A 19,844-nucleotide genomic window follows, 5' to 3' on the forward strand; every position below is an offset into this window, starting at 1 on the left:
GGGCTGGCTGCCCAGCGGGACAATTTCTAACCGAGCCTATGTCATAGGTTAATGCATTGCTGCCTGCTCACCTATGGCTGTCCTAAAAAACTGTGCTTCGATCATTCCGGGATCTTCAACCACCCTCGACGCTGGCAGAACGCTCCAGGCATGGGACCATGCCGCACGGCGGCGCCTTCTGCCGCCGCGCATATGTCCCCATGCCCGTCGGAACTTTTGGCGCGGATAATAGTTCGATCACCAACATCAGCCAGGTAGTCAATTTGTTCCCCACCTCATCCTCGGATGTACTCATTCGCAAGCTTCAGACCATCTCGGATCTTCGAGAGGCCGACATCGGCGTTCTGAAAGGCATTCCGATCCAGGAGAAGGAATATTCGGCCAACCACGATCTGGTGCGTGAGGGCGACCGTCCTGTTTACTCGTTTATCGTTCTTGATGGCTTGGTCGGTTCCACCAAACATACGGGCGAAGGAAAGCGACAAATCACATCATTCTTCGTCGCCGGCGACATTCCTGATCTGCATGGGCTGCATCTGTCCGTCATGGATTGTAACTTCTCGACCCTTACGCCGGCCCGAGTAGGTTTCATGCGGCATGACACTCTGCGTGCCGTTTGCGACCAGCACCCTCGCATCGCCACCGCTTTTTGGCGGTCGACGTTGATAGATGCCGCGATTTACAGGGAGTGGGTCATCAATGTGGGAAGGCGCGAGGCATACACCCGCATGGCTCACATCCTGTGCGAACTGATTTTTCGCTTGCGCTCCATGGGGCGCATTGAGGATCACGTGGCGGATATTCCCATTACACAGGCGGCCCTTGGCGATGCACTGGGTTTGTCCACGGTCCACGTCAACCGGATGCTCCAGGAACTACGACGCAGAGGCCTCATTGCCACCTCGGGATCAAAAGTTCACGCACTGGACTGGGCTGGCCTCACTCACGCAGGAGATTTCGACACGACCTACCTGCACCAAAGGAACCCCGCAGATTAGCAGTGACGGAAGCTCTCCGATGGCACGATTTTTCTTCGACAGCGGCGATGGCGATCTCATCTTCGAGGACGAAATAGGTGTCGAATGCGCTGGCCTCGAGGAGGTCCGCCGCGCGGGATTCGAGGGCCTTGTCGACCTCACGAGAGAGTCACTGAAAAGCGTCGACGGGCAGCAATTGTTTATCGAAGTGCGTGATGAAAACGGCGCCAAGATTTTGCGGCTGAGCCTCTCGCTTCGGGTAAAATCGAACGTATAAATTTGCACTCTACGCGCAGCGTTAGGCGAGCGGACTGGGACTGCAAACATCCACTGGCATGTCGTGTCTCAAAACCAGGCCACTTTTGAGCGACATGCGTTAACCCATAGATTGTGCCTCGATTTGTGTACAGGACAGGGAACCATCAAAGAGCCGCCGAGTTCGTCCAACGGACAAGCCCGGAATCTAACATGGAAGAAATCGGCAAGGCACAACAAAAGGCCATAGCCCGCCTCATACGGGAGTGGATTTCATCGGACGCCAATCGTCGCCAGCTTCGCCAGTTGCTGGATCTGCCGACAGACCCGGACATGCCTAGCGAGCATCGGTCATTGCTTGACGAACTCGACCGAAAGCTCAACCAATGAGCGCCCCTGCTTTCGGGAGGGCTCCCGAGTGAATGCGAGCCGGTGGCGAGGGGAAAGGAGCTGAGGTCGACATCTGGTTGAGGCCGCCGACATTTGACCCAAGCAGACGCGAACGCTTTACGCGGGACGGCGCCGATTGGCCGAAGAAGAATGTTCGGTGGTGTTCGCGGAGCCGCGGTCCGATTCCTAGAGGTGAGTTTCTGCACCTTGCTGCGCGTTTAAAAGTTGAGAAACGGCAGTTATGATCTGCGGCAGAAAAAAGGGCTTGGTGATCATTATGCTGTTGGGCACGCCTTCCGCTCCCCAGTGTACCGCGCTGTCGCCACTGATATAGACAACCGGGATGGTCGAGTTGGACCTTCGCAAGTGCCGAGCGACCTCCCACCCCGACTGTCCTGCTCCCAGACGGATGTCCGTGAGCACGGCCTTGAACTTGGTCGGATCGGGGTCGAAAGCCGCCAGCGCCTCGGCGGCACTCCGAGTGCCGACGACCTGGAAGCCGGCCTCCTCCAAAGCTGACTCGAGGTCGAGCAGGATCATTGTCTCATCTTCGACGATCAGAACAGCACCTTCGCTCATCCGGAATCTCCCCAAGCCGCCACCGCTAATACGAGTTCGGCGTCAACTTGGTTCCATCTGACGCGCAGCAGCCTGTTGGTTATCGAAGCTCTACGCTGCCTCGATTGCGCGGCGGACTTGTGACGTCGGGAAGCCACCCTGGAAAAGGCCGACACCGGCTTAGCTGCTTCGACAGCCTTGGACAATGAGGCTGAATTACAGGTTGTAGCCGACGCTTAACCGTTGCCGACGAGGTCGCTTTGATCAAGCGTTCTCCTGATCTCCAGAAGCTTGCTGGATCTGCGTCATCACCTTTTGGGGATCCACATTCTCGGCGAGTTCCGGCAGCTCTTTGTCGGCCGGGGTCGAGATATTCAGACGCGCCGTCAAGGCAGCCACCATCTCGATCAGCCGCGTGGTTTCATGTTCGTTTAGAAGGCTGATCTGCAAATCCAGTTCGGCTCGGCGCTCGCTGTGGGCGGCCATTCTGTTCTGATTGATCAGCACAAAGGTAGACAGGAAGATTGCCTCAACCGAGGCGACCATTGCCAGGATCACGAAAGTGGGGTCCCAGGCTGGGACGGCTGGTATCTCGCCAAGGTTTGCGAGGACCCAGACGACAAGAATTGCAAGGTGCAGATAGACGAAAGTCATGCTTCCCGCGAAGCGCGAAACAGCGCCGGCGACCCACGCTTGAACGCCTTGGTGCTCTTCTTGCTGCCGCCTGTGCTCGACCAGCGCCTGTATGTTCTGGTGGAGCACCGACTGCATGTCGGCTGGACGTTGGTCGCTCATTTGAAAGCCCCGTTTGGAGATCATTCCGTGCAAGCGGCGTCGCTTATCGCCGGTGGCTCCCGCGAGGCCGGATCTGCCTTGAACTCGTCGGCACGCGACTTGGGTCGCTGCCGACGGCCCGCTTGGAACAAGGCGTGCCGCCCTGCAATAGTGTGCACCATGCCGACCACTGCTTGCGGGGCGCTCTGATGAACCATATGGCCGGCGCCCGGAACCACCTCGAGGAGAGACCCACCGACTTCCGCGTGCAAGCGTCGTGCATCGCGTTGCGCGTCGAACAAACGATCCCCGGATCCCGCCATGATGCCGGTGGGCACGGCAATGTCCCTATAGTTGGCATTTCCCAACAGGGACGCGGCCAGCATCGATGCTGTCTCCAGAGAAACCGCCCGCAGTTGGGAAGGGCGGCTGGCGACATCTTTGGCAAGTGCGGCGAACTCGCCAGCGACGACGGCGGGTTTAAAGATCTTCTCCATTGCCCAATGCCAAGCAAGCCTTACAAGCGGCGGCAGCAAGGTGTGACGAAACGCGGTGCCGATCACAGGCAGTGCAGGGAGTGCGGCCAGTGCAAGATCCAGCCGCGGTGGCGGATAGTAATAGCCCGAGACCAGCACGATGCCCACGACCGATTGAGAATGCCTGCGCGCCAATTCGAGGGCGATCCAAGCTCCCCAGGAATGTCCAAGCACGAGGTATTTCTCTATACCCAGCCCGCAGGCCGCGGCATGTATAAGGTCGGCTTGGTCGCGAGCGGACCAACGCCGGCCGCGCGGCCGTGAGCTTCGCCCAAAACCGGGACGATCAAATGCAAGCACCCGGTAGGTCTTTGCCGCCTCATCGAAGATGCCGCTCGACTTGAAATCCTCCGCCATGGATCCATTGCCATGCAGGAGAAGCAGCGGCATGCCGGTTCCGGCTTCGATAAAATGCAGGCGCACACCATAGATCTCCATCACACGTCCGCACGCCCGGCCGGCAATCGCACGTTTGGCGCGGATGGCGTTGTATGCCGCCAGCGCCGCCAACGAGGCCGCGAGCAACCCGGTCGCGAGTTTCGGTCCATCTCTGTCGAACGCCATGCACGTGCCTGTTGGAAACCATCTGCCGACCCCAACTCTCGGGGCGAAAGCTTGTTCCGCCAGACAAGACAACGCTGTACAACCGGCTCAAGCGGCTAAAGTAGGCCTTCTCCATTGAGTTGGGACCGTTAAGCCTGGGCAGCGCTGCTGCCTCCCATTTTCCAATCACCCTGCCAACGTGCGCGCACGGCAATCATCAGCATGGCCGCTTCCGTCATCCCGGTCTGGAAAAGTCTGACCAGCTCTCTCGCGATGGATTCTGCCGCGGTAGTGTCCGACGAAATCTCAAATTCCTGACACAGCGCGTCGAAGACCGACCGAAGCGTTTTCAGGTCGTCTGGATAGAGAGCGTCCGTATTCGTAAGAATGGGTCGGTCAAGCATCAAACGTCTCCAAACGAGTGAAGTGCGGTTCGGGCACCCAGCCAGCGGGAGCTCGTCAAGTGCCCGCTGGTTTCCCCTTTATCCGCCACAGCGCGCCAAGCTGTCATTAACCTATGACCGGTGCGGCGTGTTCGGCTGACCGGCCCGCCAAAGAAACTGCCGTCCTGCGGGGAACTCTTGGCCGCAGACTGCATTTAAGTCCGGGCAAAACGGGGGCGAAATGGGGGCCACTTCAAGCAATCCGCGATCTGAACTGCAGCGCTTCGAGCTTTTGGCAGCGCTGGGCGACCGTATTCGCGAGATTACGGATCCCGCAGAACTGGCCTACGCAGCCGCGGAACTGCTGGGGAACCATTTTGGCATCAGCCGAGCCGGATACGGCACGATCGATCTAGAGAAAGAAACGATCACCATTGAAAGGGACTGGAACGCGCCAGGCATCAAAAGCCTGGCTGGGACGCTGAATTTCAGGAACTACGGCTCGTATATCGAGGATTTGAAGCGAGGCGAAACCGTTGTCTTTGAAAACGCCGAGACAGATCCGCGAACCAGCAGCCATGCGGAGGCACTCAAAGCCATCAGCGCCCAATCCGTCATCAACATGCCCGTTACCGAGCATGGCGGGCTGGTGGCGCTGTTATACCTGAACCACTCCGCGCCCAGACGCTGGGCGACGGAGGAAGTAGCCCTCATTTCGGCAGTCGCGGACCGGACGCGTACGGCGATAGAACGCCTTCGCGCCGAACTGGCCCTGCGTGAGAACGCCGAACGCCTTGCTTTTCTCGACCGCCTCGGCAGGGAGATAGCCCTCGCGGCCGACGCCGATGCTGTCATGCAGATCACCACTCGGCTCCTCGGCGAACATCTTGGCGTCTCGATTTGCGCCTATGCCGACATGGAGCAGGACCAAGACCATTTCACCATCCGCGGCGATTGGAGCGCACCTGGCTCGCCCAGCATCAGGGGATATTACAGTCTTGCCGATTTCGGTCGCCTGGCTGTCACCAACCTCAGCGCCAACAAGCCGCTTATCATCAACAACAACCTTGAGGAAATTGCTCCCGAGGAAGCGAAGACCTTTCAGGATATCGGGATAACGGCAACCATCTGTATGCCTTTGGTCAAACAAGGCCGACTGACTGCCCTGATGGCCATCCACGACAAGCAGCGCCGCGTCTGGTCGCAACGCGAACTGTCCTTGCTGACCGAGGTGACGGAGCGGTCCTGGGCTCACATCGAGCGCGTTCGCTCGGAACAGGCGGCACGGGCCAGCGAGGAGAGGCTGAGGCTTGCCACCGACGCGGCCGCTATTGGCACCTGGGATTACGATCCCATCAGCGGAGTGCTGCGTTGGGACGACCGGTGCAAAGCCCTTTTTGGTTTGCCGCCGGACGCGGAGGTGACATATGAAAGCGCGTTCCTGGCGGGCCTCCATCCGGAAGATCGCGCACGGGCCGACGAGGCCGTACGCCAGTCGCTTGCGCCGGGCCCCCCCTCCCGCTACGACATCGAATACCGGACGATCGGCCTTCGGGATGGCAAGGAGCGCTGGATTGCCGCAACGGGGGAAGCGCTTTTCCAGTCCGGCCGTGCGATCCGCTTCATCGGCACCGTGGTCGATGTCACCGCGCGAAAGCGGGTGGAGCATCAGCTTCAGTTGATGAACGCCACTGCGGCAGCCGTGGCGGCCGAGCTTGACGTGGAGCGAATTGTCCAGACGGTAACCGATGCCGGCGTGGTGCTGTCGGGCGCACAATTCGGAGCTTTCTTCTACAATGTGATCGACGACAAGGGCGACAGCTATGTGCTCTACGCCCTGTCGGGGGCACCTCGTTCTGCTTTCGAAAACTTTCCGATGCCGCGCAACACCGCGGTGTTCGAGCCCACTTTCCGCGGAACAAGCGTGGTGCGTTCCGATGATATCCTCACGGATCCCCGTTACGGAAAGAACTGGCCCCGCAAGGGAATGCCGGAGGGCCATCTGCCGGTGCGTTCCTATCTCGCCGTGCCGGTCGTCTCGCGTTCGGGCGAGGTCCTGGGCGGCCTCTTCCTTGGTCATTCAGAGACCGGCGTGTTCGCCGAACAGCAAGAAGCGGCCTTGCTGGGGCTTGCCGGCCATGCCGCGACGGCCATCGACAACTCCCGGCTGTTCAAGGCGCTGCAGACACTCAACGGCACGCTCGAACAACGTGTCAAAGATGAAGTTGCGGAACGCGCCAGAGCAGAAGAGCACCTGCGCCAAGCCCAGAAGATGGAAGCTGTCGGACAGCTCACCGGTGGCATCGCGCACGACTTCAACAATATGCTGGCCGTCATCATCGGCGGCCTGAACCTTGTGCAGCGCAAGCTCAGAAACGGCGATACCAACGTCCACCAATTCGTAACCGGCGCGATCGATGGAGCACAACGTGCCGCAGAACTTACCAGACGACTGCTCGCCTTTTCCCGCCAGCAACCACTGGCGCCGAAGCGGCTGAATCCAAATCGCCTCGTCTCCGGTATGAGCGAATTGCTGAACCGGACGCTTGGCGAGACCATCCAGATCGAGACCGTGCTCGCTGCGGGCCTATGGCATGTCGAGGCCGACGCAGGGCAATTGGAAAGCGCGCTGCTCAACCTTTGCGTCAACGCAAGGGATGCCATGCCTGCTGGCGGCAAGCTGACGATCGAGACATCAAACGCCCACGTCGACGATCGCTATGCCAGGGAGAACGCGATCCCCTCCGGCCAGTATGTGATGATAGCGGTCACCGATACAGGAACGGGCATGACTGCTGATGTTGTCGCAAGAGCCTTCGATCCGTTCTTCACCACCAAGGGGGTCGGCAAAGGCACCGGGCTGGGACTCAGCCAAGTCTATGGGTTTGTTCGCCAGTCCGGCGGCAGTGTGAAGATCTATTCCGAGCAGGGCATCGGAACCACCTTGAAAATATATTTGCCGCGCTCGCACCATGGCGTGCTCGACAGCCAAATCGACGTCGTGGCAGGCGAGCACCCCGGCTGTGCAGACGAGATCATCATGGTTGTCGAGGATGAAGATCGCGTCCGGCTGATGGCCGCGGAAGCGCTGCGGGAACTGGGCTACTCCGTGCTGGAAATGCAAGGTCCACGCGAAGCGCTGGTGGCCGTCGAAAGCGGGCAAGTGCCGTCGCTTCTGTTCACCGACGTGGTGATGCCGGAGATGTCGGGCCGGGAGCTGGTGGATCAGGTCAAGACAATGCACCCGTCGCTAAAAGTGCTCTACACCACCGGCTACACACGAAATGCGATTGTCCACAACGGCACGCTCGATTTCGGAACCGAACTTTTGACCAAGCCCTACACGATCGACGAATTGGCAGAGAAAGTCCGGAAGGTGCTGGATCGAAAGTGAACGGGCAACAGCCCGCGACGCTCGCCGTGTGACCGAACCCGGCGTTTGCCGCGTAAGGTGTGCGGCGAAACGGGCCGAAGGTGTCGACACCGACATCGTATTAATATGGCCCGGCTTCACTTTTCCGAGCCAGTATCCCTCCAGATTTTGTCTACCTCTTGCCCATCCGCGGCCTTGCTCATTGCTGTGATGGCGCAGCACGATCGAAATCTCGTTGCCGCCGGTCACCGGTCGGAGAAATAAATGCCGCCTCTGGCTCGCTGCGATGCTCAACACTGAAGTTACCGTAAAAATGCTCGCTGGCCGATGGCCGGATGGAACAATCAACTTGCCGGGATGTTCGGATGATCCAACCGGAGAGATGTCCATGTTCATGCACAACAAGCGCCTGCAATACACCGTTCGCGTCTCGGAGCCGAATCCTCGCCTGGCCTGCATGATCATGGAACAGTTCGGCGGCGCCGATGGCGAGCTTGCAGCGGCCATGCGCTATTTCACGCAAGGGCTTGGCGAGGACGATCTTGGCCGTCGTGACATGTTGCTCGATATTGCGACCGAAGAACTCAGCCATCTCGAAGTGGTGGGATCAATCGTCACCATGCTCAACAAGGGGCTCAAGGCACAGCTGGCCGAGGGCCAAATGAAGGAAGCGGACCTTTACCTGATGATCGGCGCCAGCGGCACAACAGCCAAGGAATCAATTCTGTTCGGCGGCGCTCCCGCGCTGTGCGACTCAGCCGGCGTTCCCTGGACCGCGGCCTATGTCGATTCGCGCGGTGAACCTACGGTGGATTTGCGATCGAATATCGCGGCCGAAGCTCGCGCCAAGATCGTTTACGAACGCCTTATCAACATCACCGACGACCCGGGAATCAAGGACGCGCTCGGCTTCCTGATGACGCGCGAGATCGCGCACCAGAAGTCGTTTGAGAAAGCACTCTACGCGATCGAAAACAATTTCCCTTCCGGCAAGCTCCCAGGCGTAGAGAAGTACGCCAGCATGTATGTCAACACCTCTCAAGGCGACGGCGATGTCGCTGGCCCATGGAATTCCGGCGAAGAGTGGGATCGGATCGATGACCTTGAAGAGGTGATGCCCGTCGACGGCGGAGACGGCCTGGCAACTGTGAAGCTGGGGGCCAAAGACATGAAGGTGGTGGCCAGGATGGCCGACCGTACGCTTTCCGATCCGGCTTCCGATCCGACAACAGGCGCTGATCTAGGAGCGGGCCCGGGAGCTGGCCGTACCAAGAACGCCGATTTCGGCGGCGCGGCAAGCATTCAGGAGGCCCCGGCCGTGGCAGAGGCTGCTGTCAAACGCGCACGTAGGCGTTAGTACAGAGCCGACATCATTGCGGGCATCTATGTTCCGCGATGCGGCCGGAAGCTAACACCGACGAAGGCAGGGCGCCCGACCAGCAACGGACTGGCCGGAGCGCTCGCATCGACATCTGTGCTGAATGTGGGTGAAGCAACCATGGCCACCGCCGCACCACGATCAGATTCGGAGCGTGCGGGCCAGCCGGACAAGGTCCGTCCCGACGGTTGCGAGAACCGGTGCATCGTGACAATCGGAGCATCGGCCGGCGGCGTCGACGCGCTGAAGAGACTTGTCCGCGATCTTTCGCCGGACATCCCGGCGGCTCTCCTCGTCGTACAGCACGTTGGTCCCACGAGTTACCTCGGCGACATTCTCGGTCGCGCTGCCAACATGCCCGTTGCAAATGCCTCCAACGGCATGAAGGTTAAAAACGGGCACATCTTCGTTGCACCGCCCGGAGCTCACCTTCTGTTACATGACGATCATATGCTGCTGCGGCGCGGGCCGCGCGAGAACCTGGCGCGCCCCGCCATCGACCCCCTGTTTCGATCGGCGGCCTGCAGCTTTGGCGGCAGCGTGATCGGCGTCGTGCTCACAGGCAGCCTCTCCGACGGCACCGCCGGCCTGCACGCAATCAAGATGTGCGGAGGCGTCAGCGTAGTCCAGGACCCCGGCGACGCCGCAGTACCCGATATGCCGCTGAGCGCCTTGCAGAATGTGGAAATCGACCATTGCGTCCCTCTGTCCGAAATGGCTGGCCTGTTGCACAGGCTTGCTTCCGAAATCGCAGGGCCGACACCAGAAATCCCGTCCGGCATCCGCCTTGAGGCAGCGATTGCAGCTCAGGAGCACAGCACAATGGAATTGACCGAAGGCCAGCTTGGCGCCCCCTCGACATTTGTCTGCCCCGAATGTCATGGCCCCCTATGGGAGATCGAAGACGGGCCGATTACCCGTTACCGCTGCCACACCGGACATGCGTTCGGAGCGGACGTTTTAATGCAGGCCCAGGCTGACGATGCGGAACAGGCTCTTTGGAGCCTTTTAAGAGCGCACCAGCAGCGGGCTGAGTTGGCGAAACGTACGGCAAAACGCGAAGCCGCGCGGGAAAGACACAGCCTGGCCAGCCAAATGGCTGCGCGGGCCGCGGAGTACGAAGCCGACGCGAAACTTATTGAAGAGATCATCCATCGTCGAACGCCGTGACAAGGCAACAGCGTTTGTCAGGGCGGGTGCGTCTGCGCCATCCCGATCGCATTTTCCTGGATCAGCCGCGTTGCCTCACCGCTTGGCCTGTGGCCACGGGTATCCAGGTCCCATGCTTTGATTGAACACCTGCACCCAAATCCAACTGCACGAATTTTATGCAAAGCAGGAACATAGAAGCATTACGCGAGTTAGGCACTGACCCATTGGACGTATCCTCGCATTCTGCGGTCTGCCTGGGTGGTCTTGTTTTGTAAACGAATGCCAGGACAATGTATCGCTCGCAGCTTTTCGTACCTCTTTTTGGCCTGCTGTTGCTGATGGGTGGCCTGTTCCACGGGCACGAGGCCATGGCGCAGGAACCCTGTCCAGCCGATCACGATAAGCTGCTTGCAGCCCTCAAAGCCAACGTGAAGGCAAGCGGCGGACCAGCCAATGGCGGCTTTGAAACCAACGAATGGGCAGCCATCGTTGCCCGTGACGGCACTGTCTGCGCGATTGCGTTCAGCGGCCCCACCCCCGACTCGCAATGGCCGGGAAGTCGGCTCATAGCAGCGGAGAAAGCCAACACGGCCAACGGTCTCAGCCTGGCTCAGATGGCCCTCTCGACGGCCAATCTCTATGCGGGGGTGCAGCCCGGCGGACCGCTATTTGGCCTGCAGGAGACCAATCCCGTCAACCAGGCCGCGGCCTATACGGGCGATCCCAAAACGTTCGGAAGCGCCGGCGACCCGCTCGTCGGCAAGCCGATCGGAGGCGTCGTGGTGTTTGGCGGCGGACTTGCCCTCTACGACGGCAAGAGCATTGTCGGCGGCCTCGGCGTTTCAGGCGATTCCTCATGCGCCGATCACAATGTCGCCTGGCGTATCCGCGCGGCGCTCGGCTTCGACAAAGTCCCGGCAGGCGTCAATCCAAATCGCAAGGATGCCATTGTCTACGATCTGGACCCCGGCGGCAAAAGCGCTTCGGGCTGGGGCCATCCGCTTTGTGCCGGAACGGAGGCCGACATCGCGGCCGAACTCGGCGCCGGCGTGGGAGGCTCGATCAATAAATGAAAGCTATGCCCCAGTTGGCATTGACGCGCGTTGACGTAGAACGCCATACCCGCAAATTGGCTGCCGGGAATTCCTTTGGCGCTATCCTTCTGGTGACGCTGCTCGCCTGCCTGCCGCTTTTGGGCGCTGCGTCCGAGCCACCTAAAACACCAGCGATCGTACCACCAGCCGCAGCCTCGCCACCCGATGACGGCCAATGGACGATGCCGGCCAAGAACTACGCGTCGACGCGCTTCAGCGAACTCTCCGAGATCAACGAAGGCAACGTCAAGAACCTGCAGGTCGCGTTCACGTTCTCGACAAGCGTGAACAAGGGCCAGGAAGCAGCGCCGCTGGTCGTCGGCAACACCATGTATATCGTGACGCCCTTTCCCAACTTCGTCTATGCGCTCGATCTCTCCAAGCCCGGCGCCCCGATGAAGTGGAAGTACGAACCCAATCCCGAGCCGGCGGCACAGGGGGTGGCCTGCTGCGACGTCGTCAACCGAGGGGTGGCATTCGCCGACGGGCGCATCTTTTTCAATACGCTGGACGGCCACACGATTGCCCTTGATGCGAACACGGGCAAGCCGATCTGGAACACTCATGTCGGCAACATCAACATCGGCGAGACCATCACCATGGCGCCGCTTGTGGTGAAGGGCAAAGTGCTGGTCGGCAATTCCGGCGGCGAGATGGGCGTTCGCGGCTGGGTAAAGGCGCTCGACGCCGGCGACGGTCATGTCGTCTGGATCGCCTATAGCACCGGGCCGGACAAGGACGTGCTGATCGGATCGGACTTCAAGCCGCACTACGACATGGACAAAGGCAAGGATCTTGGCGTCACGACGTGGCCGCCGGAAGCCTGGAAGATCGGCGGCGGCAACATGTGGGGCTGGATTTCCTATGATCCCGATCTGAACCTGATCTTCCACGGCACCGGCAATCCCGGACCATGGAATCCGGATTTGCGGCCGGGCGACAACAAGTGGACGTCTGGCATTTTCGCGCGCGATCCCGACACCGGCGCGGCGAAATGGTTCTATCAGTGGAGCCCGCACGACCTCCACGATTATGACGGCATCAACGAGCAGATCCTGCTCGACATGACCTGGCAGGGCAAGCCGCGCAAGGTGCTGATCCGGCCGGAGCGCAACGGCTATCTCTACATCCTCGACCGGACAACCGGCGAGGTGCTGTCGGCAAAACCGTTTGGTCCGGTCAACTCCAGCAAAGGTGTGGATCTGAAAACCGGTCGGCTGATCGTAAACCCGGACAAGAAGACCGGCACCGGCAAGGTCGTTCGCGATATCTGTCCGACGGCGTCGGGCCTCAAGGACTGGCAGCCTTCCGCGTTCTCGCCGAAGACCGGCCTGCTCTACATCCCGCACAACAATCTGTGCATGGATGAAGAAGGCGTCGAGGTGAACTACATCGCCGGCACGCCCTATGTGGGCATGAACGTCCGCATGATACCAGGGCCTGGCGGTAATCGCGGCGCCTTCACCGCCTGGGACATCGCCGCGGAGAAACCCGCCTGGAGCCTCAAGGAGAATTTCCCGGTGTGGAGCGGCGCGGTAGTGACCGCCGGCGACGTTGTGTTCTATGGCACGATGGAAGGCTGGTTCAAGGCGGTCAGCGCCAAGACCGGAGACCTGCTTTGGCAGTTCAAGACCTCGTCCGGGATCATCGGCCAGCCCATCACCTATCGCGGTCCCGACGGGCACCAATATGTCGCCATCCTCTCAGGCGTCGGCGGCTGGGCCGGCGCCATTGTATCGGGCGATCTTGACCCGCGTGACGCCACCGCCGCGCTCGGTTTCGTCAATGCCATGAAGGATCTGAAGAACGCGACAACCTCGGGAGGCACGCTTTATGTGTTCCGGCTGCCTTGATGGATTGTACTTGACCGTAGGTCCGGCGCGAAAGGGGTGTCAACGGCTGGCGATCGGCATGGCCGCGATCGCCTTCGTGTTCTTGACGGCCACAGCCGACGCACGTGAGCTGAGGGTCTGCGCCGATCCGAACAACCTGCCGTTCTCCAACGCGGCAGGTCAGGGCTTCGAGAACAGGATCGCCGAAATCGTTGCGTCCGATCTCGGCGCCAAGCTGACCTATACCTGGTGGGCGCAGCGTCGCGGCTTCATCCGCAACACGCTGAAGGCGGGCCTGTGCGATCTCGTGCCGGGCACGCCGAGCAACCTCGAAATGCTGCGCACCACCACGCCCTACTACCGATCGTCCTATGTCTTCGTCACCCGCAGGGACGGCCCCGACGTAGCATCGTTCAATGATCCGCGGCTGCGCGACATGCGGATCGGTGTTCAGCTCATCGGCGACGATGGCGCCAATTCGCCTCCGGTCCAGGCGCTTGGCCGCCGCGGTATCGTCGGGCACCTCGTCGGCTATCCCGTGTATGGCGATTATTCCGCCCCCAACCCGCCGGCGCGCATCGTCGAAGCGGTGGGGAGTGGCGAGATCGACCTTGCGGTGGTCTGGGGCCCCCTCGCCGGCTACTTCGCCGCCAGGCAGAAGGTGCCGCTCCGCATCACGCCGGTTGCGCCCCGCATCGACGGACCGCAACTGCCGATGATCTACGACATCTCGATGGGCGTCCGCCGCGAAGACGATGCGCTGCGCGGCGATGTCAATGGCGCCCTGTCCAGGCACAAGGTCGAGATAGATGCCTTGCTGTCACAGTATGGCGTGCCGCGCCTCGATGCCTCGGGGAGCCCGGTGCGATGAGAGCCGTTGTGGCCATGCTCCTGTTTCCAGTCCTGGCGCTCGCTGCCTGCCAGCGCGAGGAACGTGACACGCGCCCGCAATCGGCGCTCGGATCGGGCGAGCAGCCGACGCCTGTGACCACGCTGGAGCCCGGCGGACAGCGCCCCCCCGCCAGCGATAACAAGGCGGCGAGCTTCGAGGCCAACGCCTTCCACATGAGCGAAGGGAAACGGCTTTTCGGCTGGTTCAACTGTTCGGGATGCCACGCCAATGGCGGCGGCGGCATGGGGCCGGCCCTGATGGACCAGAAGTGGCTCTATGGCAGCTCGATCGAAAGCATCCATGCCACGATCCGCGACGGTCGGCCAAACGGCATGCCGAGCTTCCGCGACAAAATTCCCGACGACCAGATCTGGGAGCTTGCGGCTTTCGTGCGCTCGCTGAGCGGCAACGCGCCGTCTTCCGCCGCGCCGCAACGCAATGACGACATGATGGCGCATCCTTCGGAAAACCGCATGCCCGACGCGGCCACGCTGGGGAAGTCGCCGTGAAACGTCTCGTCTCGATGGCGTTCGCCACCGCCGGGGCTCTGTTGCTCCAGGGATGCGCGGGCTGGCAATCCGCCCTCGACCCGAAAGGTCCCGCGGCGAGCGAACTGGCGTGGCTGATCTGGTTCTTCACCGCGCTCTGCGCCGTGGTGTGGGTGCTGGTGATGATCGCCCTCGTCGTGCCCTTGATGATGCGGTCGCGCGCGCAGGCGGAGCCGCTCGCGATCGAGGCCGGCGCCGACGACCGGAAGCTGCGCGCGGTGATGACCGCCGTCGGGTTGACCGCCATTGTCCTGATCGGACTGACCTTGCTGAGCTTCTTCGCCAACAGGACGCTCGCCGCGATCGGCTCGGATGCCGCACTGACCATTCGGGTCACCGGCCATCAATGGTGGTGGGAGGTGCGCTATGAGGATGCCACGCCAAGCCGCATCCTGACCACGGCGAACGAGATCCATATCCCAGCCGGGGAGCCGGTGCGGCTTCTTCTGACCTCGACCGACGTCATCCATTCCTTCTGGATCCCGAGCCTTTCGGGCAAGCTCGACCTCATTCCCGGCCACATGAACGTGCTCGACCTCAAGGCAGACAAGCCTGGTGTGTACCGAGGTCAATGCGCCGAGTTCTGCGGGGCGCAGCACGCAAACATGGGCACCTTCATCATCGCCGAGCCGCGTGCGAAGTTCGACGCCTGGTGGAACGACCAGTTGCAGCCGGCCGCTACTCCGACGGGGGACGAGGCCAAGGCCGGCCAGGATCTGTTTCTGAAGCGCCCTTGCGTGATGTGTCACAGAATAGGCGGCACGCCTGCCGGAGGAACGGTCGCCCCCGACCTCACCCATATAGCCAGCCGGCAGACGCTTGCCGCCGGGACATTGACAATGAGCCGCGGCAATCTCGCCGCCTGGATAGCCGACCCACAGGGCATCAAGCCCGGATCCCACATGCCGGTGGTGGAGCTCAGCGGCGACGAACTCAACGCCATGGTCGCCTACCTCGAGGCGCTTAAATGAGCAGCGCAGACCTCACAAGCGAACGCGACCTGCCGCCGGTGCGTGAAACCTCTACCGCGGGAGACGTCGCACCCGAGCATGACGGACCGCGCGACACCGGCATGGACGATGCCAGCCTGGATCGCTGGCTGGCGCGGACATGGCGCACGCCCCCCGGCATCATCGGCGCGCTGTCGAGCGTCGACCACAAGGTCGTCGCACGGCGCTATCTGATCACCGCCTTCGTGTTTCTGTGCCTGGGCGGGCTCAACGCTGTCGCCATGCGCATCCAGCTCTCAGGGCCGCAGCGCGGTCTGATCGGCCCGGACCTCTACAACCAGCTGTTCACGATGCATGGTGTGACCATGATGTTCCTGTTCGCCGTGCCCATCGTGCAGGCGACAGGCATCTATCTCGTCCCGCTGATGGTCGGCAGCCGCAACATCGCCTTTCCCCGCCTGAACGCGTTCAGCTACTGGATCTATGTTTCGGGCGGCATATTCGCCTGGGTGTCTTTCGCGCTCAACATGGCGCCCGACGTCGGCTGGTTTGCCTATGTGCCGCTGTCAGGCCCCGAATTCGCGCCGGGCAAGCGGGCCGACGTGTGGGCCCAGATGATCACTTATACAGAAGTTTCCTCACTGGCCGTCGCGGTGGCAACCATCGTCACCGTGTTCAAGCAGCGAGCCCCCGGCATGTCGCTGGACAGGATTCCGCTCTACGTCTGGGCAATGCTGGTTACCTCCTTCGTCGTCGTCTTCGCCATGCCCGCGGTGATGATCACCTCGACCTTCCTGATCCTCGACCGGCTGGTCGGCACACATATCTTCAACCCCGCCGAGGGCGGCGACGCACTGCTCTTCCAGCATCTGTTCTGGTTCTTTGGCCATCCCGAGGTCTACATCATCTTCCTGCCGGCGACGGGCATGGTCTCCGCGATCATCCCGGTCTTCGCCCGGCGTCCCGTGTTCGGGCATCTCGGGCTGGTCTTGTCGCTGATCGCCGTCGGTTTCCTTTCGTTCGGCCTCTGGGTCCATCACATGTTCGCGACGGGGCTACCCAAGCTCGGCGCCAGCTTCTTCACCGCGTCGAGCATGCTGATCGCCATCCCCAATGGCGTTCAGATCTTCTGCTGGCTGGCGACCTTGTGGGACGGCAGGCCGGTGATCCGCACGCCGCTGCTGTTCGTGTTCGGCTTCTTTTTCATCTTCGTCATCGGCGGCCTCACCGGCGTCATGCTCGCTTCGGTGCCGCTGGACCTCCAGGTGCACGACACCTATTTCGTCGTCGCCCATTTCCATTACGTGCTGATCGGCGGTTCGGTCTTCCCGCTGCTGGGCGCTGCCTATTTCTGGTTCCCCAAGATCAGCGGCCGCATGATGAGCGAGCGTCTCGGGCGCTGGCATTTCTGGCTGGCTTTCATCGGCTTCAACGCGGCTTTTTTCCCAATGCATCTCGTCGGGCTCTGGGGCATGCCACGAAGGGTCTACACCTATCCGGCCGAGCTTGGCTGGGGCAACATCAACCTGTTCATCAGCGCCGGCGCGGTGCTCTTTTTCCTCAGCTTCGTACTGTTCACGTTCAATCTTGTACACGGCGCGTTGAAGGGCGCACTGGCCGGAAACAATCCCTGGGATGCCGGTACGCTCGAATGGGCGACGTCTTCGCCGCCGCCAAGCTATAATTTCGCGCGGATACCGATTGTCACACACGTCGAGCCGCTCTGGGCCGAACGGGAGGCGCCGCCTGTGGCGACCGGACTCCGCGTCGATGTCCGTGAGCTGTTGATCTCAACCGTGGCGGAAGCCCACCCCGACATTCGCGAGAAATCGGCGACACCGTCGATCTGGCCGCTGCTGGCGGCAATCGCTGTCGGCGGTACGTTTGTCTATTCGATCTTCACGCCCTGGGCGATCGTCTGGGGCGCCGCGCCGATCGCCATCACCTTGATCGGCTGGTTCTGGCCCAAGGACGACCCGGAGGATGAGGGATGAGTGAGCGTCCCAGCTTGGATCTTTCGGACCTCCCGACCTTTGGACATGGTCCGCGCAGCCCGACCTGGTGGGGAACGCTCGGCTTCATGGCACTGGAGGGGATGGGCTTCGCGCTGGCCGCGGGCGCTTATCTCTATCTCGCGACCTTGTGGCCCAATTGGCGTCTAAGCGCCCCGGAACCCAACCATTGGCCCGGAACGATCGTCACCATCCTGTTTATCATCAGCGTGGTGCCGAACCACATGCTCCACGGCTACGCCAAGCAATGCGCGATCGTGCCGGTGCGGATCGGGCTGGTGGTGATGTCGCTGCTCGGTCTGGCCCCGCTTGTCGTGCGCTGGTTCGAATTCCCGGCGCTGAACATCTACTGGGACACGAACGCCTATGGTTCGATGCTCTGGGTGCTGCTCGGGCTGCATACCACACACCTGATCACCGATGTCGGCGACACCATCGTTTTGACGGTGCTGATGTTCACACGCCATGGCTATAGCGGCCGGCGCTTCGGCGATGTCGGCGACAATGTCTTCTATTGGGATTTCGTGGTGCTGACCTGGATCCCGATCTATCTGCTCATCTACTGGATGCCGAGGCTAGGCTGATGCGTGCGTTGAAAATGGGAACGTCCTGGGGTGGTCTTCTGTCGGGGCCGATGGCTTGGGCAATCTCGACGCAGCTGAACTACGCACTCGTGCCATGGCAGTGCAACCGCCAGGTGCCGGTGGTGCTTCCCGTGGCACTGGTGCTCGCCGTGCTTTCGCTGCTCGGCGGTGCCTTGTCATGGCGGGCGAAGCGGCAGGGCGGCGCCGCCTTCAAGCCTGAGCGCACGCGCAGCACCGAGCAGTTCGTCGCCGATCTCGGCATGCTTGCGGCATTGCTGTTTGCCCTCGTCATCATCATGCAAGGCAGCGCGGCTCTCATTCTCGACGAGTGCCTGCGATGAGCTTCGACGCGTTCTTCTCGACCTCGATCTGCTACGGCGCCGGCGCGCCCGAGGCCGGATGGACGCTCGCATTTCCCATCACGTTTCCGCTGGCCGCGATTGCCTTCCTTTATGCCATCGGAGCGACTCGGTTGTGGCGCCGCAGCAGCCGAGGCCGTCCCGAGCGGATGCGGCAGGCGTTGTTGTTCGCCGCCGGTTGGGGCGTGCTGACGGCAGCACTGGTCAGCCCCATCCATGCGCTCGGCGAGCGGGTGTTTGCCGCCCATATGATCGAGCATGAACTGCTGATGGCGGTGGCGGCGCCTCTCCTTGTCGCCGCGCGCCCAGGCGCAGTCCTGCTCTGGTCCTTGCCGGCCTCACTTCGCCGCGGGACGGGCAAGTTCACGCGCGCAAAGACGCTGCAATCGGTTTGGGCCCTGGTGATCCGCCCCCTCAACGCGACGATCATTCACGGCGTCGCCATCTGGATCTGGCACATTCCGGCGTTGTTCCAGGCAGCGCTCCAGCAGGGCTTTCTCCATTATGCCCAGCATGCGAGCTTCCTCGGCACAGCCTTGCTGTTCTGGTGGGCGCTCCTACCGCGCCCCGGTCGACAGCAAACCTATGGCAACTCCGTCATGCATCTTTTCTTCACCTCGCTTCATACCGGCCTGCTCGGTGTCCTGCTGCTGATGTCGCCCAAACTCTGGTATCCGGAGAATGGCGCCGGCGCGGCATTGTGGGGAATGACCGCGATCGAGGACCAGCAGCTCGCCGGATTGGTAATGTGGGTTCCGGCAGGCTTGACCTATGGCGGCGCCGCCTTGCTGCTCGCCGGCCTCTGGATAAGCAGCAGCGCAACCAGGGAGGCAACACATGCGCTCCGATCTGGGTAGGCTGATCGGGGGCGCCCTTGCCGCAATCCTGCTGCTGGCTGCGGCTGTCGCAGCGGCGACTTTGTGGTCCGACAGGCGCGAGCGCGTCCGGCACGAGTCGGATGCGGCGACCGGCGGCGTAGGCGCCCGCGCCATTCCAATCATGACGGCGAATGGCTGCTCCGGCTGCCATACGATACCCGGCGTGCCGGGTGCGCAAGGCCAGGTCGGACCCCGCCTGGACGGTGGCCTTGCCGACAGGGTCTTTATCGGTGGCCTGCTGGCAAACAATCCGGAGAACATGATCCGCTGGATACGCTCGGCGAGGGAAGTCAATCCGCACACGGCCATGCCGTCGACGAGGATCACCGAGCAACAGGCGCGGGACATCGCCGCTTATCTCTATGCTTTGAGGTAA

The 19,844-nt window shown here is 61.6% G+C and carries 20 protein-coding genes; 16 read left to right on the forward strand and 4 right to left on the reverse strand.

Annotation, left to right across the window (positions count from 1 at the left end):
- Positions 1-158 precede the first annotated feature (158 nt).
- The 3 genes from ACYG97_RS14500 (at position 159) to ACYG97_RS14510 (ending at position 1,622) form a co-directional block, all read left to right on the forward strand.
- The gene (locus ACYG97_RS14500) at positions 159-998 is read left to right on the forward strand and encodes a Crp/Fnr family transcriptional regulator (RefSeq protein WP_245260764.1); all 840 of its coding nucleotides are present in this window, start codon (positions 159-161) and stop codon (positions 996-998) included.
- A gap of 19 nt (positions 999-1,017) precedes the next feature.
- Positions 1,018-1,254, forward strand: coding sequence for a DUF6894 family protein (locus ACYG97_RS14505; RefSeq protein ID WP_023668023.1), 237 nt, complete (start codon positions 1,018-1,020; stop codon positions 1,252-1,254).
- A gap of 191 nt (positions 1,255-1,445) precedes the next feature.
- On the forward strand, positions 1,446-1,622 hold the full coding sequence (locus ACYG97_RS14510) for a hypothetical protein (RefSeq protein ID WP_023733203.1): 177 nt from the start codon (positions 1,446-1,448) through the stop codon (positions 1,620-1,622).
- A 186-nt stretch (positions 1,623-1,808) separates the two neighbouring features.
- On the opposite strand, the gene ACYG97_RS14515 is transcribed toward ACYG97_RS14510, so the two are convergent.
- From ACYG97_RS14515 to ACYG97_RS14530, 4 genes are all read right to left on the reverse strand, one after another.
- Positions 1,809-2,201, reverse strand: coding sequence for a response regulator (locus ACYG97_RS14515; protein WP_023687818.1), 393 nt, complete (start codon positions 2,199-2,201; stop codon positions 1,809-1,811).
- 243 nt (positions 2,202-2,444) lie between these two features.
- The gene (locus ACYG97_RS14520; RefSeq protein WP_023687817.1) at positions 2,445-2,975 is read right to left on the reverse strand and encodes a DUF1003 domain-containing protein; all 531 of its coding nucleotides are present in this window, start codon (positions 2,973-2,975) and stop codon (positions 2,445-2,447) included.
- A gap of 20 nt (positions 2,976-2,995) precedes the next feature.
- A complete protein-coding gene (locus tag ACYG97_RS14525) occupies positions 2,996-4,054 on the reverse strand; it encodes an alpha/beta fold hydrolase (protein WP_023733204.1) in 1,059 nt (352 codons plus the stop codon).
- Positions 4,055-4,182: 128 nt separating this feature from the next.
- On the reverse strand, positions 4,183-4,437 hold the full coding sequence (locus tag ACYG97_RS14530) for a hypothetical protein (protein ID WP_023668018.1): 255 nt from the start codon (positions 4,435-4,437) through the stop codon (positions 4,183-4,185).
- 220 nt (positions 4,438-4,657) lie between these two features.
- On the opposite strand from ACYG97_RS14530, the gene ACYG97_RS14535 reads away from it, so the two are divergent.
- The 13 genes from ACYG97_RS14535 (at position 4,658) to ACYG97_RS14595 (ending at position 19,844) form a co-directional block, all read left to right on the forward strand.
- Positions 4,658-7,810: a GAF domain-containing protein gene (locus ACYG97_RS14535; RefSeq protein ID WP_023733205.1), complete on the forward strand. Its 3,153-nt coding sequence runs from the start codon at positions 4,658-4,660 to the stop codon at positions 7,808-7,810.
- Positions 7,811-8,177: 367 nt separating this feature from the next.
- Positions 8,178-9,146 (forward strand): manganese catalase family protein, encoded by a 969-nt coding sequence (locus ACYG97_RS14540; protein WP_023681124.1) that lies wholly within the window; start codon positions 8,178-8,180, stop codon positions 9,144-9,146.
- 141 nt (positions 9,147-9,287) lie between these two features.
- Complete coding sequence (locus tag ACYG97_RS14545) at positions 9,288-10,337, forward strand: chemotaxis protein CheB (RefSeq protein WP_023681123.1); 1,050 nt, start codon at positions 9,288-9,290, stop codon at positions 10,335-10,337.
- Positions 10,338-10,609: 272 nt separating this feature from the next.
- The gene (locus tag ACYG97_RS14550; RefSeq protein ID WP_023712209.1) at positions 10,610-11,392 is read left to right on the forward strand and encodes a heme-binding protein; all 783 of its coding nucleotides are present in this window, start codon (positions 10,610-10,612) and stop codon (positions 11,390-11,392) included.
- Entirely contained in the window at positions 11,389-13,266 is a 1,878-nt protein-coding gene (locus ACYG97_RS14555; RefSeq protein ID WP_023733206.1) for a methanol/ethanol family PQQ-dependent dehydrogenase, read from the forward strand. Before ACYG97_RS14550 ends, ACYG97_RS14555 begins: the two co-directional genes overlap by 4 nt.
- Positions 13,247-14,116: a substrate-binding domain-containing protein gene (locus tag ACYG97_RS14560; protein WP_023733207.1), complete on the forward strand. Its 870-nt coding sequence runs from the start codon at positions 13,247-13,249 to the stop codon at positions 14,114-14,116. The genes ACYG97_RS14555 and ACYG97_RS14560 overlap by 20 nt, the downstream gene beginning before the upstream one ends.
- Positions 14,113-14,646 (forward strand): c-type cytochrome, encoded by a 534-nt coding sequence (locus ACYG97_RS14565; protein WP_023668011.1) that lies wholly within the window; start codon positions 14,113-14,115, stop codon positions 14,644-14,646. The genes ACYG97_RS14560 and ACYG97_RS14565 overlap by 4 nt, the downstream gene beginning before the upstream one ends.
- On the forward strand, positions 14,643-15,656 hold the full coding sequence (coxB, locus tag ACYG97_RS14570) for a cytochrome c oxidase subunit II (protein ID WP_023729516.1): 1,014 nt from the start codon (positions 14,643-14,645) through the stop codon (positions 15,654-15,656). Before ACYG97_RS14565 ends, coxB begins: the two co-directional genes overlap by 4 nt.
- Positions 15,653-17,629 (forward strand): cytochrome c oxidase subunit I, encoded by a 1,977-nt coding sequence (gene ctaD, locus ACYG97_RS14575; RefSeq protein WP_023733208.1) that lies wholly within the window; start codon positions 15,653-15,655, stop codon positions 17,627-17,629. Before coxB ends, ctaD begins: the two co-directional genes overlap by 4 nt.
- Positions 17,626-18,231: a cytochrome c oxidase subunit 3 gene (locus ACYG97_RS14580; protein ID WP_023733209.1), complete on the forward strand. Its 606-nt coding sequence runs from the start codon at positions 17,626-17,628 to the stop codon at positions 18,229-18,231. The genes ctaD and ACYG97_RS14580 overlap by 4 nt, the downstream gene beginning before the upstream one ends.
- Positions 18,231-18,572: a hypothetical protein gene (locus tag ACYG97_RS14585; protein WP_023681115.1), complete on the forward strand. Its 342-nt coding sequence runs from the start codon at positions 18,231-18,233 to the stop codon at positions 18,570-18,572. The genes ACYG97_RS14580 and ACYG97_RS14585 overlap by 1 nt, the downstream gene beginning before the upstream one ends.
- Positions 18,569-19,447 (forward strand): cytochrome c oxidase assembly protein, encoded by an 879-nt coding sequence (locus ACYG97_RS14590; RefSeq protein WP_023733210.1) that lies wholly within the window; start codon positions 18,569-18,571, stop codon positions 19,445-19,447. The genes ACYG97_RS14585 and ACYG97_RS14590 overlap by 4 nt, the downstream gene beginning before the upstream one ends.
- Entirely contained in the window at positions 19,428-19,844 is a 417-nt protein-coding gene (locus ACYG97_RS14595) for a c-type cytochrome (RefSeq protein WP_023681113.1), read from the forward strand. The genes ACYG97_RS14590 and ACYG97_RS14595 overlap by 20 nt, the downstream gene beginning before the upstream one ends.

This window comes from Mesorhizobium sp. W067, assembly GCF_054719525.1.

Coding starts and splice junctions, on each gene's coding strand:
- ACYG97_RS14520 (WP_023687817.1), bottom strand. CDS start 2,975: ATGAGCGACCAACGTCCAGCCGACATGCAGTCGGTGCTCCACCAGAAC.
- ACYG97_RS14545 (WP_023681123.1), top strand. CDS start 9,288: ATGGCCACCGCCGCACCACGATCAGATTCGGAGCGTGCGGGCCAGCCG.
- ctaD (WP_023733208.1), top strand. CDS start 15,653: ATGAGCAGCGCAGACCTCACAAGCGAACGCGACCTGCCGCCGGTGCGT.
- ACYG97_RS14560 (WP_023733207.1), top strand. CDS start 13,247: ATGTGTTCCGGCTGCCTTGATGGATTGTACTTGACCGTAGGTCCGGCG.
- ACYG97_RS14565 (WP_023668011.1), top strand. CDS start 14,113: ATGAGAGCCGTTGTGGCCATGCTCCTGTTTCCAGTCCTGGCGCTCGCT.
- ACYG97_RS14525 (WP_023733204.1), bottom strand. CDS start 4,054: ATGGCGTTCGACAGAGATGGACCGAAACTCGCGACCGGGTTGCTCGCG.
- ACYG97_RS14530 (WP_023668018.1), bottom strand. CDS start 4,437: ATGCTTGACCGACCCATTCTTACGAATACGGACGCTCTCTATCCAGAC.
- ACYG97_RS14555 (WP_023733206.1), top strand. CDS start 11,389: ATGAAAGCTATGCCCCAGTTGGCATTGACGCGCGTTGACGTAGAACGC.
- ACYG97_RS14535 (WP_023733205.1), top strand. CDS start 4,658: ATGGGGGCCACTTCAAGCAATCCGCGATCTGAACTGCAGCGCTTCGAG.
- ACYG97_RS14590 (WP_023733210.1), top strand. CDS start 18,569: ATGAGCTTCGACGCGTTCTTCTCGACCTCGATCTGCTACGGCGCCGGC.
- ACYG97_RS14585 (WP_023681115.1), top strand. CDS start 18,231: ATGCGTGCGTTGAAAATGGGAACGTCCTGGGGTGGTCTTCTGTCGGGG.
- ACYG97_RS14515 (WP_023687818.1), bottom strand. CDS start 2,201: ATGAGCGAAGGTGCTGTTCTGATCGTCGAAGATGAGACAATGATCCTG.
- ACYG97_RS14510 (WP_023733203.1), top strand. CDS start 1,446: ATGGAAGAAATCGGCAAGGCACAACAAAAGGCCATAGCCCGCCTCATA.
- ACYG97_RS14550 (WP_023712209.1), top strand. CDS start 10,610: ATGTATCGCTCGCAGCTTTTCGTACCTCTTTTTGGCCTGCTGTTGCTG.
- ACYG97_RS14540 (WP_023681124.1), top strand. CDS start 8,178: ATGTTCATGCACAACAAGCGCCTGCAATACACCGTTCGCGTCTCGGAG.
- ACYG97_RS14500 (WP_245260764.1), top strand. CDS start 159: ATGCCGCACGGCGGCGCCTTCTGCCGCCGCGCATATGTCCCCATGCCC.
- ACYG97_RS14580 (WP_023733209.1), top strand. CDS start 17,626: ATGAGTGAGCGTCCCAGCTTGGATCTTTCGGACCTCCCGACCTTTGGA.
- ACYG97_RS14595 (WP_023681113.1), top strand. CDS start 19,428: ATGCGCTCCGATCTGGGTAGGCTGATCGGGGGCGCCCTTGCCGCAATC.
- ACYG97_RS14505 (WP_023668023.1), top strand. CDS start 1,018: ATGGCACGATTTTTCTTCGACAGCGGCGATGGCGATCTCATCTTCGAG.